Source organism: Aeromicrobium wangtongii, from assembly GCF_024584515.1.
GTDB lineage: Bacteria > Actinomycetota > Actinomycetes > Propionibacteriales > Nocardioidaceae > Aeromicrobium > Aeromicrobium wangtongii.
The window spans coordinates 3488385-3502182 of sequence record NZ_CP102173.1 but is presented as its reverse complement, the minus strand read 5'-3'; the positions used below and the strand labels follow the sequence as shown (position 1 = coordinate 3502182).

At 69.8% G+C, this 13798-nt stretch carries 16 protein-coding genes; 11 read left to right on the top strand and 5 right to left on the bottom strand.

Features of this window, described 5'->3' with window-relative positions; all coding sequences use genetic code 11:
* Positions 1–47: 47 nt before the first annotated feature.
* Both NQV15_RS17180 and NQV15_RS17175 read left to right on the top strand, forming a co-directional pair.
* Positions 48–1010, top strand: a complete 963-nt coding sequence (locus tag NQV15_RS17180; RefSeq protein ID WP_232403682.1) for an ABC transporter substrate-binding protein — start codon at positions 48–50, stop codon at positions 1008–1010.
* Positions 1007–2680, top strand: a complete 1674-nt coding sequence (locus NQV15_RS17175) for a (2,3-dihydroxybenzoyl)adenylate synthase (RefSeq protein WP_257125067.1) — start codon at positions 1007–1009, stop codon at positions 2678–2680. The genes NQV15_RS17180 and NQV15_RS17175 overlap by 4 nt, the downstream gene beginning before the upstream one ends.
* 11 nt (positions 2681–2691) lie before the next feature.
* Here the strand turns inward: NQV15_RS17175 and NQV15_RS17170 are convergent, their stop codons facing one another.
* From NQV15_RS17170 to NQV15_RS17160, 3 genes are all read right to left on the bottom strand, one after another.
* Positions 2692–3594, bottom strand: coding sequence for a TrmB family transcriptional regulator (locus NQV15_RS17170; protein ID WP_232403680.1), 903 nt, complete (start codon positions 3592–3594; stop codon positions 2692–2694).
* A 132-nt stretch (positions 3595–3726) separates the two neighbouring features.
* The gene (locus NQV15_RS17165; RefSeq protein ID WP_232403679.1) at positions 3727–4872 is read right to left on the bottom strand and encodes an acetyl-CoA C-acyltransferase; all 1146 of its coding nucleotides are present in this window, start codon (positions 4870–4872) and stop codon (positions 3727–3729) included.
* A gap of 147 nt (positions 4873–5019) precedes the next feature.
* Positions 5020–6318, bottom strand: coding sequence for a hypothetical protein (locus tag NQV15_RS17160; protein WP_232403678.1), 1299 nt, complete (start codon positions 6316–6318; stop codon positions 5020–5022).
* Between the two features lie 101 nt (positions 6319–6419).
* Between NQV15_RS17160 and NQV15_RS17155 the strand changes: the two genes are divergently transcribed.
* Genes NQV15_RS17155 through NQV15_RS17135 form a run of 5 tightly spaced genes read left to right on the top strand, consistent with a single transcriptional unit; the run spans position 6420 to position 9958 of the window.
* Positions 6420–7082 (top strand): glycosyltransferase family 2 protein, encoded by a 663-nt coding sequence (locus NQV15_RS17155; protein ID WP_232403676.1) that lies wholly within the window; start codon positions 6420–6422, stop codon positions 7080–7082.
* Positions 7079–7750, top strand: coding sequence for a TIGR04282 family arsenosugar biosynthesis glycosyltransferase (locus NQV15_RS17150; RefSeq protein ID WP_232403674.1), 672 nt, complete (start codon positions 7079–7081; stop codon positions 7748–7750). The genes NQV15_RS17155 and NQV15_RS17150 overlap by 4 nt, the downstream gene beginning before the upstream one ends.
* Positions 7747–8388: a class I SAM-dependent methyltransferase gene (locus tag NQV15_RS17145; protein WP_232403672.1), complete on the top strand. Its 642-nt coding sequence runs from the start codon at positions 7747–7749 to the stop codon at positions 8386–8388. Before NQV15_RS17150 ends, NQV15_RS17145 begins: the two co-directional genes overlap by 4 nt.
* A complete protein-coding gene (locus NQV15_RS17140) occupies positions 8385–9548 on the top strand; it encodes a molybdopterin-dependent oxidoreductase (protein ID WP_232403670.1) in 1164 nt (387 codons plus the stop codon). The genes NQV15_RS17145 and NQV15_RS17140 overlap by 4 nt, the downstream gene beginning before the upstream one ends.
* Entirely contained in the window at positions 9545–9958 is a 414-nt protein-coding gene (locus NQV15_RS17135; RefSeq protein ID WP_232403669.1) for a hypothetical protein, read from the top strand. The genes NQV15_RS17140 and NQV15_RS17135 overlap by 4 nt, the downstream gene beginning before the upstream one ends.
* Here the strand turns inward: NQV15_RS17135 and NQV15_RS17130 are convergent.
* Together NQV15_RS17130 and NQV15_RS17125 are read right to left on the bottom strand one after the other, a co-directional pair.
* On the bottom strand, positions 9939–10406 hold the full coding sequence (locus NQV15_RS17130; RefSeq protein ID WP_232403668.1) for a GNAT family N-acetyltransferase: 468 nt from the start codon (positions 10404–10406) through the stop codon (positions 9939–9941). The genes NQV15_RS17135 and NQV15_RS17130 overlap by 20 nt on opposite strands.
* A complete protein-coding gene (locus NQV15_RS17125) occupies positions 10403–10954 on the bottom strand; it encodes a dihydrofolate reductase family protein (protein WP_232403667.1) in 552 nt (183 codons plus the stop codon). Before NQV15_RS17125 ends, NQV15_RS17130 begins: the two co-directional genes overlap by 4 nt.
* A gap of 39 nt (positions 10955–10993) precedes the next feature.
* Here NQV15_RS17125 and dcd point away from each other — a divergent pair, with 39 nt between their 5' ends.
* From dcd to NQV15_RS17105, 4 genes are read left to right on the top strand one after another with little or no spacing between them, the layout of a single operon-like run.
* On the top strand, positions 10994–11569 hold the full coding sequence (dcd, locus tag NQV15_RS17120) for a dCTP deaminase (RefSeq protein WP_232403666.1): 576 nt from the start codon (positions 10994–10996) through the stop codon (positions 11567–11569).
* Positions 11570–11572: 3 nt separating this feature from the next.
* A complete protein-coding gene (locus NQV15_RS17115) occupies positions 11573–12013 on the top strand; it encodes a hypothetical protein (protein ID WP_232403665.1) in 441 nt (146 codons plus the stop codon).
* Between the two features lie 9 nt (positions 12014–12022).
* On the top strand, positions 12023–12931 hold the full coding sequence (locus NQV15_RS17110; RefSeq protein WP_232403664.1) for a pseudouridine-5'-phosphate glycosidase: 909 nt from the start codon (positions 12023–12025) through the stop codon (positions 12929–12931).
* Positions 12928–13770, top strand: coding sequence for a carbohydrate kinase family protein (locus NQV15_RS17105; RefSeq protein WP_232403663.1), 843 nt, complete (start codon positions 12928–12930; stop codon positions 13768–13770). The genes NQV15_RS17110 and NQV15_RS17105 overlap by 4 nt, the downstream gene beginning before the upstream one ends.
* Positions 13771–13798 lie beyond the last annotated feature (28 nt).

Here is a 13798-nt window from a genome sequence, read left to right as displayed (position 1 = left end):
TGCGTCACTACTCTACTACCTACACCGGTAGGTACCAAGGAGAGAACATGAAGAAGTCGCTCGCCATCGTCATAGCGGCCAGCTTGGCCGCACTCGCTGCCTGCGGGTCCGGGTCGGAATCATCCGAAGGGCCGAGCTCCTCGAAGCCGGTCAAGATCACGGTTGCCAACCTGGCCGTGACGAACTCCGCAGGCCTCGTGCTGGGTGTGGAGAAGGGCTTCTTCACTGACGAGGGCCTCTCGGTGACGATCAAGGACACTCCGGCGGCGTCCACGGTGCCCTCGGTCGTGAGCGGTGACGCTCAGTTCGCCTTCACGGGCATCCCGCCGCTGATCAATGCCCGGTCGAACGCACTGCCGATCAAGGCTGTCGCGCCGGCTGCGGGCTACCCAGAGGATCTGTCGACGTCGCAGATCCGGCTGATCGCGCAAAAGGGCGGCGACATCACCGACGTCACGCAGCTGGAGGGCAAGAAGATCGCCGTCGACACGCTCTACCAGCTGCCGCACCTGAGCATCATCCAGGCGCTGAAGTCCAAGGGCGTCGACCCCACCAAGATCACGTTCACGGAGGTGCCGTACCCGTCGATGACCGAGGCGCTGGCGTCGGGCAAGGTGGACGCGGCCGACATGGGTGACCCGTTCCTGAGCCAGGCGCTGGCCGCAGGCCACACCGACCTGCTCTCGAACGGAGAGGGCTTCGACCCCGCCGCCACCCAGGTCATCTGGATCGCGTCGGAGAGCTATATCGCCAAGAATCCCAAGATCGTCAAGGCCTTCCGCCGGGCGGTGGTCAAGAGCAACGAGTATGCCCAGGCCAACCCGGACGAAGTGCGCAAGATCGTCCCCAGCTACATGGAGGGAACGGACAAGGTCGCGGACAAGATCTTGCTCCCTCAGTACACGACCACGATCGACCAGAAGGTGTTCAGCGTGTACAACGACCTGCTGACAGAGTTCAAGGTCACCAAGAAGTCGGTCGACGGCAAAGAAGCGGTCGCGCAGGAATGACATCGTCGGCCACGGCAGGTGGAGAGCAGATGGAGCTTCAAGGACTGGTCCGATTCCCGGCCGAGGACGCCGCGCGATTTCGCGCCGCGGGCTACTGGGAGGACCGGCTGCTGATCGAGCACTACGAGGATGCTTTCGCCGCCTTTGCTGATCGAGTGGCAATTGTCGACGAGACGGAGAGGCTGACATACGCCGAGCTCGCGGAGCGCGCGATGATCACGGCGCGAAACCTGTACGACTTGGGGTTGCGTCCGCTGGATCGCGTGGTCGTGCAGCTGAGGAACACTGCGGCCTTCGCGTCGTTCTACCTCGGACTGCAGCACCTCGGGGCCATTCCGATCATGGCCCTGCCCAGCCACAGGTTCGGTGAGGTCGAGCAGTTCGTGCGGTTGTCAGGCGCGGTCGCCATGGCCTCGCCGCCTGCGGCAAGGGATGTGGACTTCTCGAGCATCTTCCGGCGGGTACAGGCCGCCGAGCCGGGGCTGCGGTGGCACCTGGTCGAGGGCGACGGGGCAGAGGTGCCGGGCGCGGTCGGCATCGAGACCTTGCTGACCCGCGAGCCCGTCACGACCGTGGCTGAAGTGCTCGCGCTCCGCGATGGCCTCGATGCCGAGAATCCTGCGGTGTTCCAGCTCTCCGGAGGCACGACCGGCATCCCCAAGCTCATCCCGCGCAGTCACAACGACTACGCCTTCAACTCGCATCTCGCGGTGTCGGTATGTGATGTGCGCGAGGGCGACGTGCTGCTGGACGTGCTGCCGATCTCGCACAACTTGCCGCTTGCGTGTCCCGGCATGCAAGGTTTTCTGTTCGCTGGCGCGAGCGTCTCGTTGGTCACCTCCACCCGTGCCGAGGTCGTGCTGGCACGAATCGTGCGTGATCGTGCCACCCACATGCACGTCGTGCCCGCCCTGTTGATCAAGTTGCTGAACCATGAGGGGATCCGCGACGTGGACCTCTCCTCGATGCGGGTCATCCAGAGCGGGGGGCAGCGGCTGCAGCCAGAGACCCGTCTGCGCGCACAGGAGATCTTCACCTCCGCAACGGTGCAGGAGAACTTCGGCATGGCCGAGGGTCTGCTGATGTTCGTGCGGCTCGACGACCCCGACGAGGTTCGTCTCGAGACCGTCGGCCGCCCGATCTGTCCCGACGACGAGGTGCGCCTGGTGGATGACGACGGTCGCGACGTCGCGAACGGCGAGGTCGGTGAGCTGTGGACCCGCGGCCCATACACGCTGCGCGGTTACTTCAACGCGCCCGAGCACAACCGCCATGCCTTCTCTCCTGAAGGCTTCTACATGAGCGGAGACCTCATGTGGCGTCACCCGTCCGGCAACTACGTGGTGGCAGGTCGGAAGAAGGACCTCATCAACCGGGGCGGGGAGAAGATCTCGGCCGAGGAGATCGAGAATCTGCTGCTTCGGCACGAATCGGTGCTCAATGTGGCCGTGGTTCCGTACCCGGACGATGTGCTCGGGGAGCGGATGTGCGCGTGCGTGGTGCTCAGGGACGGCATGTCGCTGACGCTTGAGCAGGCTGTCCAGCACCTCTCGACCTTCGAGCTGGCGCGACACAAGCTTCCGGAGAAGCTGCGAATCTACCCGGAGTTCCCGCTCTCGCCGGTGGGAAAGGTTTCGAAGAAGGATCTCGTCGCGGACCTGCAGGCCTGACCGTGCCGGCCTCAGCCCATGAGTGACGTGTCCTGGACGGCGGAGCCGGAATCGCCCGCGGTCCTCTCGCTGGTGTCATCCTGACGGTACTTCTCCAAGGCCTGCAGGCCCGGCCCATAGGCTGCGACCAACGCGGGGCCGAAATCGGCGTATATCTGTTGCAGATCGATATCGTGCTTGATCATGCCCTTGACGGCGGCGATGACGGCCGCGTTGCGGGTCCGCACGCCGTCCCAGTTGTCTCCGCCGGGAGCAACTGCGTAGACCGTCTCGACGGAGTCGACGACGACCGCGATGTGCCGGGCCTGGTGGTGCCGGTAGATCGAGTTCTCGGTGCTGGCGTGGCGAAACACCCGCATCCCGTCGGCGGGGAGTGGTTTGCGGGCAAAGTCGATCAGGACGACGTCGACCCCGGCATCCCTGCGTTCCTCCAGGGCCGGCAACAGCTGAGCCATCTCGTCGGGGCTGGCGGACGTGTACACGCGCCGGGAGGCGCGCGCAATTGCCGCTGTTCCGGCGGCGATCGAGCTGCTGGCGCTGTCGAGGGCATAAACGGCCGCGACCGGAGCAACCGTCGTATCGATGGCGAGGCGTTCGGCTGCCTCGCGGGCACCCCGGTGCCGTTCCTGGAAGTGAGAGGACAGGCCATCCAGCAGTTGCTTGGGAGGAACGGCTGCGAACAGCACTGGATCGACATCCACCTCGAAGGCCGCACCTCGCGCCACGAGCTTGCGCAGCGCCTCGTAGACCTTCGGCTGCGGGACGCCGGTGCGCTTGGAGACCGCGTAACCAGTCTGGGATGGCTGCCCCAGGAGGCCCACGTAGCACCGCGCCTCGTAGGAGGAGAATCCCAGGTCCTGCAGGGACGAGGCCAGGACGTCCGCCGGGGCGGCGTTCGGACTGGGGTGGGACATGGCAACTCCTTCGTATGCAGTACTAGCAGCCTACCGCAGTAGGTAGGAGGCGCCCATGTGTTGCGCGACCACCTTTCGGCGCCGGGCGTGAGCGGTTTGTGAGCAGATTCGGGTCGGCTGCGTCTGTCACGGTCAGACCCGCTCCAGAAGCAACGCCATGCCTTGGCCGCCACCCACGCACAGCGTCACCATGCCGAGCGTTCCGTCGATCTCCTCCAGGGTCGTGAGCAGGGTGGTCACGAGCCGGATGCCACTCATCCCGAACGGGTGGCCGAGCGCTATGGAGCCACCGCGGAGGTTGACCTGGTTGTCGATGTCCATCCCGGTGGCCCGGGCGCTTGCCAGCACCTGGGACGCGAAGGCTTCGTTGAACTCGATGGCATCGATGTCGCCCATCGCTGTCCCGGTGGCGGCGAGGATCTTGCGCACTGCTTCGATCGGGCCGACCCCCATGATCTCGGGCGGGAGGCCCGAGACGGAGGTCGCGACAATCCTGGCGCGTGCAGCAAGACCTTGGTTCTGTGCCATGACATCGCTCACCAGCACGGCTGCCGCGGCTCCGTCGTTGAGTGGGCACGCATTGCCGGCAGTCACCACCCCGTCGTCGGCGAACACTGGACGGAGGCCGTGCAGTGCTTCGAGCGAGCTGTCTCGCCGAGGACCGTCGTCCTGGGTGAACAAGGTGCCGTCGGGCAAGGGTACGGGGGTGATCTCCCTGGCCGTGCTGCCGTCGTCCTGCGCGGCGATGGCCCGGCGGTGGGAGCGTAGCGCGAATGCGTCCATGTCGGCCCGACTGATGCCGTGCTCGCGGGCGACTCTCTCGGCAGTGAGCCCCATCGGAATGTACATGTCCGCGATGCCGCCTGCAGTGAGCGCGGGGTGCTTGTCGTGTTCGGTGGTGGTGCGGCCGACCTGGCTGATGGACTCGACGCCGGATGCGAGGTACGCATGGGCTTCCCCCGACCAGATCGCGTGGGCGCCCATGCGCAGCGCTTGCAGGCTGGAGGCGCAGAAGCGGTTCACGGTGGTCGCTGGAACCGTGATCGGCAAACCGGCCAAGGGCACCACTCGACGAGCCAAGTTGCTGCCCTGTCGACCCTCGGGATAAGCCGTCCCCAAGGCATGGTCGTCCAGCGATCCCGGGTCGATCCGTGCATCAGCGACAGCGGCGCGGATCACGGTGGCGACGAGGTCATCCGGACGGGTGTCGACCAAGGATCCCTTCTTCGCGCGACCGATGGCGGACCTTGTGGCTGACGCGATAAGTACGTCCGGCATGACTTTCTCCTACCTACTAAGGTAGGTCATACCCTACGGGATGACCCCCACCTGTAGACGGCCCAGCCGCCAACTTTGGGCACCCATGTACGGATCTGGCCCCCGGATCGGTACATAAGTGCCCAAAAAGTGGGGCTACCAGCGGGGCTACCACCTGGTCAGGAGGAGGGTTTGGGTCAGGAGGGCCAGCGCCACCTGGGAGATCAGCAGGGGGCGGTGCCAGCGTTCCGGGAGCAGGGCAGGCAGGGCGACGACCCAGATCGTGAAGGGCAGGAAGATGCGCTCGACCTCGGCCTTGCTCATGCCGGACAGGTCGGCCACGAGGATCGTCAGCAGGGCAGCCCCCGCCAGCTGGGCCAGGACGTTGCCGCGGCGCGCCGCCCGGGCAGCCGCGGGGAACGCCGCCCACACCGCCAGGCCGACCGTGAAGGTCCAGGCCGCGATGTTGCCCCACACCCAGTACGAGAACGCCCGCTCCGAGGCGATGCCGTCGTAGTAGCGCTCCCGCAGCACCGGATACGCCTCCCACCACGCGAAGCCCCCGGCGGTGACCAGCGCGACGACGACCAGCGCGCCGCCGACCGCCCATGGCAGCGGACGCCACGACCGGGCGATCAGCAGCACCGCGACGGCCAGGATGCCGAGCAGCACCAGGCCGTAGGAGAGGTAGACGCAGCTGCCCAGCAGCAGCCCCGCCCCGATCGCCGGGACCGCGCCCCCGCGCTTCGCCGCGATCGCCAGCAGGGCGAGTCCCCACGCGGCGACAGCCGTGAACACCGCGTCGCCGGTGACGCCGGTCCACACCGCGGTGGGCGCCAGGACGAGCCACGGCATCGCCGACCGGGCCAGCCGCTCGGTGCCGAGCGTCCGCAGGGTGCTGAGCACCGCCACGACCGCCGTGCAGGCGATCGTCACGCACACCACACCGATCCAGAACGGATCGGTGATGCCGAGCCGGTCGATGCCCACGAAGTACAGCAGGGCGCCCGGCGGGTGTCCGGCGACGTGGACGTGCCAGTTCTCCGGCGATGAGTACGGGATCCGGTCGACGAAGGTCTGCAGCATCGTGTGGATCGAGCCCACGCCCTGGGCGTCGTAGACGTACTCCTGGCGCCGCTCGAAGACCCGAGCCAGACCGTCGGTGCCCTCGGTCATCGCCAGCGCCATGACCCAGACCCAGGTCGCCGCGAAGGCCGCCAGCAGCAGCACCCGCCACGGGACGTTGCGCGCCAGAACCGGCAGCACCAGCGCGAGCGCCAGCCCGATCGCCACCGCTGGCAGCGTCAGGATGCCGATCCGTGGGTCCCAGTCGGCGTGCAGCGGTGGCCAGTGCACCCGGACGTCCTCGTCCAGCCACCGTGGCAGGACCATCGACGCGACCACCAGCAGCAGGCCGGCTGCCGCCGACGCCGCCGCGGCGCGCGAACGAGCGGGAAGTCCAGGCACGCGCACAGCCTAGGCGCGGCGGCCGGGTCCGGCCCGTCGTGATCGCGAACCAGAGAATTACTGCCCTCCCCACCAACCAGGGACCGACCTAGCGTCGAACCATGGGTATGAGCCTGTGCGATGTCGTGATTCCCTGCCGGGACGAGGCACGCGCGCTGCCGCTCGTGCTCGCCGCCGTCCCGGACGGCTGGAACGTCATCGTCGTCGACAACGGATCCAGCGACGGCACCGCCGATGTGGCCCGCTCGCTCGGCGCCCAGGTCGTGACGGAGCCGCGTCCCGGGTACGGCGCGGCCGTCCACGCCGGGATGCTCGCCGCGACCGCGGAGCACGTCGCCGTGATCGACGGGGACGCCTCGATGCGCCTGGACGAGCTCGTCCCGATGCTCGACCTGGTGCGCTCCGGTGCGGTCACGATGGCCGTCGGCCGCCGACGCCCCGTGGCCGCCGGGGTGTGGCCGTGGCACGCCCGCCTGGGAACGCAGCTGCTGGCGACCCTGATACGCCGGCGCAGCCGGTTCCCGATCCACGACCTCGCCCCCATGCGGGTGTGTCGCCGCGACGACCTGCTGGCGCTCGGCGTCCAGGACCGCCGGTTCGGCTACCCGCTCGAGCTGATGCTGCGCGCCGCCGGCGCGGGCTGGACCGTCCAGGAGGTCGACGTGTCGTACGGACGGCGCGCAGCCGGCACGAAGTCGAAGGTGTCCGGCTCGGTCCGGGGCACCGTGCTGGTCGCCCACGACTTCGCCAAGGTGCTGCGATGACCGCCCCCACCCTCCTGCTGGTGGTCGCGAAGGCGCCGGTCCCGGGGCAGGCGAAGACCCGCATCGCGCGGACGATCGGCGACGACGGCGCAGCCGAGCTCGCCGCCGCCGCACTGCTGGACACGCTGACGACGGCCACCGCGGTCGGCTGGCCCGTCGTGGTCGCGATGACCGGCGATCTGTCGGCCGCGGCGCGCGGCGAGGAGATCGCGGCGGCGCTCGAGCCGCTGCAGGTCGTGTCGCAGCGTGGGGACGGCCTGGCCGCGCGCCTCGCCAACGCGCACGCCGACGCTGCGGCAGCGGTCGGCGACAGCGCTGCCGGCATCGTCCAGGTCGGCATGGACACCCCGCAGCTGCTCGTGGCCGACTACCTCGACGCCGGCCGGACCGTCGAGCTGGGCAGCATCGTGGTGGGCCCGGCGCAGGACGGCGGCTGGTGGCTGCTCGGCCTGCCCGATCCGGCGCTGGCCAAGCATCTGGTCGATGTGCCGATGTCGCAGGACGACACGTGCGACCGCACCGTGGAGGCCCTCGGCGGGGACGTCGTCCGGCTGCGGACGCTGCGCGACATGGACACCTGGGACGACGCCGTCGCGATCGCCGGCGACATCCCCATCTCCCTGATGGCCGACGCCGTCGAGCGGCAACGCCCCCGGACCGGCGCATGAGGCTCGCTTTCGATGCCGTCAGCGCCTACGACGCGGCGTACTCCGGGCTGTCCACCCAGGTCGTCGACCACATCGGCCGCACGGAGCCCTTCGACGTCCCCACCTGGGCGGCCGAGGCGGACTGGGTCGACCACGCGCTGTTCATCGCCCCGTGCGATGCCGGGACGATCGATGTCGGTTGCGGGCCCGGACGCCTGGTGGGTGCGCTGACGTCGCGGCAGGTGCCCGCGATGGGCATCGACGTGTCGAGCGAGGCCGTGCGCCAGACCCGCGACCGCGGTGCGCACGCGGAGCGCCGCAGCGTGTTCTCCGCGCTCCCGGGCGAGGGGAGCTGGGCCTACGCCCTGCTGGCCGACGGCAACCTGGGCATCGGCGGCGACCCGGCGCGCCTGCTGGAGCGCCTCGGCGAGGTGCTCGCGCCGGGTGGGCAGGTGATCGCGGAGGTCGATGACCATGGGGCGGGCCTGGTGCGCGAGCGTCGCCAGCTGCGGGTCGACGGCCGGCTCTCGGCCCCCTTCGACTGGGCCGTCGTGGGCCTCGACGCGATCGAGCAGGTCGCGGCCTCGGCGGGCATGGAGGTGCTGGCGACGAGCACCATCGGGGGGCGTCACACCGCGACGCTGCACCGGATGCCGTGAGGCTGCCGACCGTCGCCGACATCGAGCGGCGGATCCCTCGACCGGAGGACTTCGACAGCCGGGCCCGGGGGACCGCCTTGACCGCGCGGGTCGGATCGCTGCTGGGGGTCTGCTTCGTCGTGTGCTTCGCGACCGGAATGTGGAGCCATCTGCAGTACGCGACGCCGGGCTGGCTGACGCTGAGCCCTCGCCCGACCCAGCTGTACCGCGTGACCCAGGGGCTGCACGTCATCAGCGGTACTGCGGCGATCCCGTTGCTGCTGGTCAAGCTGTGGTCGGTCTACCCGCGACTGTTCATCCGGCCGGCCCGCGGAGCACGAGCGCTGCTGGTCGAGGCGCTGGAGCGCGGCTCGATCGCGGTGCTGATGGCCGCATCGCTGTTCATGCTGGCCAGCGGGACGCTCAACATCATCGGCTGGTACCCGTGGGAGTTCAGCTTCCGCCGCACCCACGAGGCCGTCGCGTGGGTCGCGATCGGATCGCTGCTGGTGCACATCGCCGTCAAGCTGCCGGTCATCCGGCAGGGCCTGGGCGAGCCGGTCGCGGAGAAGCAGGCCGATCCCGCCGCCCCGACCAGGCGATCGGTGCTCCACGGGGCGCTCGTCGCGTCCGGCCTGGCCGTCCTGCTGACCGCGGGCCAGACCGTCCCGTGGCTGCGCCGGATCTCGGCATTCTCGGTGCGTCCCGGCGACGGACCCCAGGGCCTGCCGATCAACCGCACCGCAGCGGGCGCGGGGACCGATCAGACGGCAATGGACCCGGCCTGGCGGCTGGTGATCGTCGCCGGCGAGCGGTCGGTGTCGCTGAGCCGCGAGCAGCTGGCCGCGATGCCGCAGAGCACGCACCGGCTGCCGATCGCGTGCGTAGAGGGATGGAGCCGCAGCGCCACGTGGACGGGGGTGCCGCTGCGCGATCTCGCTGCACTGGTCGGCGCCGCACCGGGCACGGACATCGTGGTCGGGTCGCTGCAGACCAAAGGGGCGTTCGGCTCGTCCCGGGTCGTCGGCAACGTCGTTCGCGACGGACGCACGATGCTGGCGCTCGAGCTCAACGGACAGACCCTGGACGTCGAGCACGGCTATCCGGCGCGGCTCATCGCCCCCAATCGTCCCGGGGTATTCCAGACCAAGTGGGTCAACCGGCTCCAGGTGGATGCATGAGGGTGCTGCGCGGGCTGCTGATCGCCATCGGACTGGGCTGTATCGGGTGGGGCGGGTGGCTCATGCGGGACTTCACCCGCGAGCAGCTGACGTCCGAGGCGTTCTGGCTCGCCGGCGGAGTGGTGCTGCACGACGCCGTGCTCGCGCCGCTCGCCGTGCTGATCGGCGCCCTGGGTGCCCGGCTGCTGCCCAGAGGTTTCCGCCGCTCGGCGGCCACCGCGTTCTGCGTCTGGGGAACGCTGACGATCGCCTTCCTGCCCGTGCTGAGCGGAGAGGGCGGCAAGGCCGGCAACGACACGATCCTGGGCCGTCCCTACCTGCTGAGCTGGATCGTCATGACCCTGCTGCTGGCGGCCTACGCGGTGGGCGCCGGGCTGCGGCGGCGCAAGGTCACAGCTCGAGCGTCATGAAGACGCTCCACGGGTCCTCGACGTAGCCGTCGAACGGCCCGCAGTAGGTGAACCCGTTGCGCTCGTACAGCCGGCGGGCGGCCTCGAACGGCGGGTTGCTGCCCGTCTCGAGGCTGACCCGGCGGTAGCCGGCCGCGCGGGCGGCGTCGATCAGGTGCCGCAGCACGACCTGCCCGACCCCCTGACGGCGGAAGTCGTCGGCGACCCGCATCGACTTGATCTCCGCATGGGTGTCATCGATGCGCTTGAGCGCCCCGCAGCCGGCGAGGCGACCGTCGGGCGACCACACGCTCCAGAACGTCACGCCGGGCGCCCGCAACCGGTCGACGTCGAGGGCGTGCACGCTCTCGGGCGGGGTGTGGCTGTTCATCTCGGCCAGGTGCTGCTCGAGCAGGGCGATGACCTCGCCGCCGCGCAGATCGTCCTGCCGGATCTCGAATTCGCTCACCGCAGGACGCGGTGGTGCAGGTGGACCACGCCGTTGTCGAAGCGATCCTCGCCGACGAGCTCCAGATCGAGCCGCACGCCGTCCGGCAGGGCCCGGACCCCGCCGCCGACGACGACCGGGAACACGAAGGTGTGCAGGTCGTCGACGATGCCCGCGGCCAGCGCCTGCCCCGCGAGCTCGGCACCGCCGATCAGCACGTCACGGTCGGCCGTGTCCACGAAGGTGCGCAGCGCTGTGGTGTCGAGGTCGCGCTCGATCCGCGTCCGGGCGGTGCTCGGCTGCTCGAGCGTCCGGGAGTAGACGATCTTGTCCGCGCCCCGCCACACCTCGGCGAAGTCACGGGTCACGGGGTCGTCGTCACCCATCGTCTCCCAGACCGCCATGGTCTCGTAGAGACGGCGTCCGTAGACGTGCGTGCCCGCCGGCCGGAACAGGTCGTTGAAGAACTGGTGGAGCTCCGCGCTCGGGAAGCCCCAGTCGAAGCTGCCCTCCCGATCGGTGATGCAGCCGTCGAGGGTCACGTTCGCGGAGTACATGAGACGTGCCATGCGACGACCGTAGTCCCGAGGTGCGTGTAGTTTCTACACGTGCTTCTCTCCGACCGCGACATCCTGGCCGAGATCGAGGCCGGACGCGTCGGGCTCGACCCGTTCGAGCCCGGCATGATCCAGCCCTCGAGCATCGATGTTCGACTCGACAAGTTCTTTCGGGTCTTCGACAACCACAAGTACCCGCACATCGACCCCGCCGCGGACCAGTCCGACCTGACCCGCGAGGTCGAGGTCGAGGGCGATGACGCGTTCATCCTGCACCCCGGCGAGTTCGTGCTCGGCTCCACGTTCGAGCTGGTGTCGCTGCCCGATGACATCGCCGCGCGCCTGGAGGGCAAGTCCTCGCTGGGCCGACTCGGCCTGATGACCCACTCGACGGCGGGCTTCATCGATCCGGGCTTCTCGGGCCACGTGACGCTCGAGCTCGCGAACGTCGCGACGCTGCCGATCAAGCTCTACCCGGGCATGAAGATCGGCCAGGTCTGCTACTTCCGGCTGACCTCGCCGGCCGAGAACCCCTACGGCTCGGCGAAGTACGGCTCGCGCTACCAGGGCCAGCGCGGCCCGACGGCGTCCCGCTCGCACGCGAACTTCCACCGCACCGAGATCTGAGGCGTGGGCGCTCTCGTCGTCCTGGCCATCGTGGCCTTCCTGGCGGGTGCGGTGCTGCTGGACTGGGACGACCGGGTGCAGGACGCCGTGGCCGGTGCCGCCGAACGCTCGGCCGGACGCGGTCTCCTGGCGCTCCTGGCCTGGTTCCTCGCGACCTGCGCGGGTCTGGCGGTCTGCACCGTGGTGATGCGCACCGCCGCGGACCAGGGCACCGCGGCCGGGGCAGCCGCCATGGCGGCGACGCTGTTCGCGTTCGGCGGCATCGGGATGTCGTTCACGCTGACCCGGGGCGGCGTGGTGTCTCCGTCGGCGTCGGAGTTCCGCCGTGGCCGCCGCATTGCAATGGGCACGTCGCGGCTCGTGACGATCGTCGGCGGGATCCTCGGGCTGGTCCTCGTGGGGTTGGCTGTGGGCGCCGTCACATTCGGGCTGGCTCGTCTGTAGGCTCCCGGCGTGACGATCCCGCTGAGCATCTCTCCCGCCGTCCAGTCCGCCCTCGACGAGGGGTGGCCCGTCGTGGCCCTGGAGTCGACGATCATCTCCCACGGCCTGCCGCGCCCCGACAACCTGGCCGCGGCCCGTCGCTTCGAGGCGATCCTCACCGACATGGGCGTGGTACCGGCCACGATCGCGGTGCTCGACGGCGAGCTCAAGGCCGGCCTGACCGACGAGGAGCTCGTCCGGGTCGCGAACGAGGACATCCCCAAGCTCACGGTGCGTGACCTGCCGATCTCGCTGGCCCGCCGTGGCAGCGGCGCGACGACCGTCGCCGCGACCTCCTACATCGCCGACCTGGCCGGCATCCGGGTGTTCGCGACCGGCGGCCTGGGCGGCGTGCACCGCGGGGCGGCCGAGACGTTCGACGAGTCCGCCGACCTCAAGGTGCTCTCCGAGGTGCCGATCACGGTGGTCTCGGCGGGCGTGAAGTCGATCCTGGACATCCCGGCGACGCTGGAGCGGCTCGAGTCGCTGGGCGTCATCGTGCTGGGCTACGGCACCGACAGGTTCCCCAGCTTCTGGCTCACCGACTCGGGCTTCGAGCTGGACTGGTCGGTGCCGGACGCCGCGGCGGTCGCGGACGTCATGGGGACGCGCGATGCGCTCGGCCAGCCGGCCGCGATCCTGGTCGCGAACCCGCTGCCGGTCACCGAGCAGCTCGCCCCGGCCGTCCACGACCAGGCGCTGGCCGATGCGCTGCGCATGGCCGACGAGAAGGGCCTGTCGGGCAAGGAGGTCACGCCGTTCCTGCTGCAGACGATCGTGGGCCTGACCGGCGGCGACAGCCTCGCGGTCAACCTCAAGATCGCCGAGAACAACATCCGCGTCGCGGGCGAGATCGCACTGTCCTGGTCCGGCCGGTGACATCGGACCGGCCGGTGATCCTGGTCGTCGGCGATCTGGTCGACGACATCGGGGTCCGGCCCCTCGGTACGGTCAACCCGGCCAGCGACACGGTCTCGGAGATCCGGATGACTCCCGGCGGATCGGCTGCGAACGTCGCATCGTGGCTGGGTCACCTCGGTGCGCCGGTCCGGTTCGTCGGACGCTGCGGTGCAGACGCCACCTCGCGGCACGCGGCGGCCCTTCGGTCGCACGGGGTGGACGCGCGCATCAGCGGCGATCCCGACCTGCCGACCGCGACGATCGTCCTGACCCTCGACGAGGCCGCCGACCGCACGATGTACGTCGACCGGGCCGCGAATGCGACGCTCACCGCCGAGCACGTGCCCGCCGACGTCTGGGAGGACGTGGGCTGGCTGCACCTGACCGGCTACTCGTTCTTCGACGACGAGGTACGCCCGCTGGCCATCGCCCTGGTCGACGAGGCGCGCCGGCGGGGAGCCGGGGTCAGCATCGATCCCAGCTCGCTGGGCTTCCTGCAGGCCGCCGGTCGCGATGCCGCGGCAGGCTGGCTGGCCGGCGCCGATCTGGTCTTCCCCAACGAGGACGAGCAGGGCTTCCTGCAGCTCGGCGGCGACGGTGTCGTCCTGACCCGCGGGCAGCACGGCGCGACGTTCGCGGGTCACGCCGTGCCCGCCGGCGCGACGGAGGTCGTCGACACCGTCGGTGCCGGCGACGCCTTCTGCGCGGGCTTCCTCAGCCGGTGGGTCGAGCAGCGCGATGCAACCTCTGCGCTGCTGGCGGGCGCGGAGGCCGCTGCTGCGTGCGTGTCGGTCCGGGGTGCGCGGCCAGTTCTCTGAACCCCGGCTGCCTCTACGTCACCGGCGC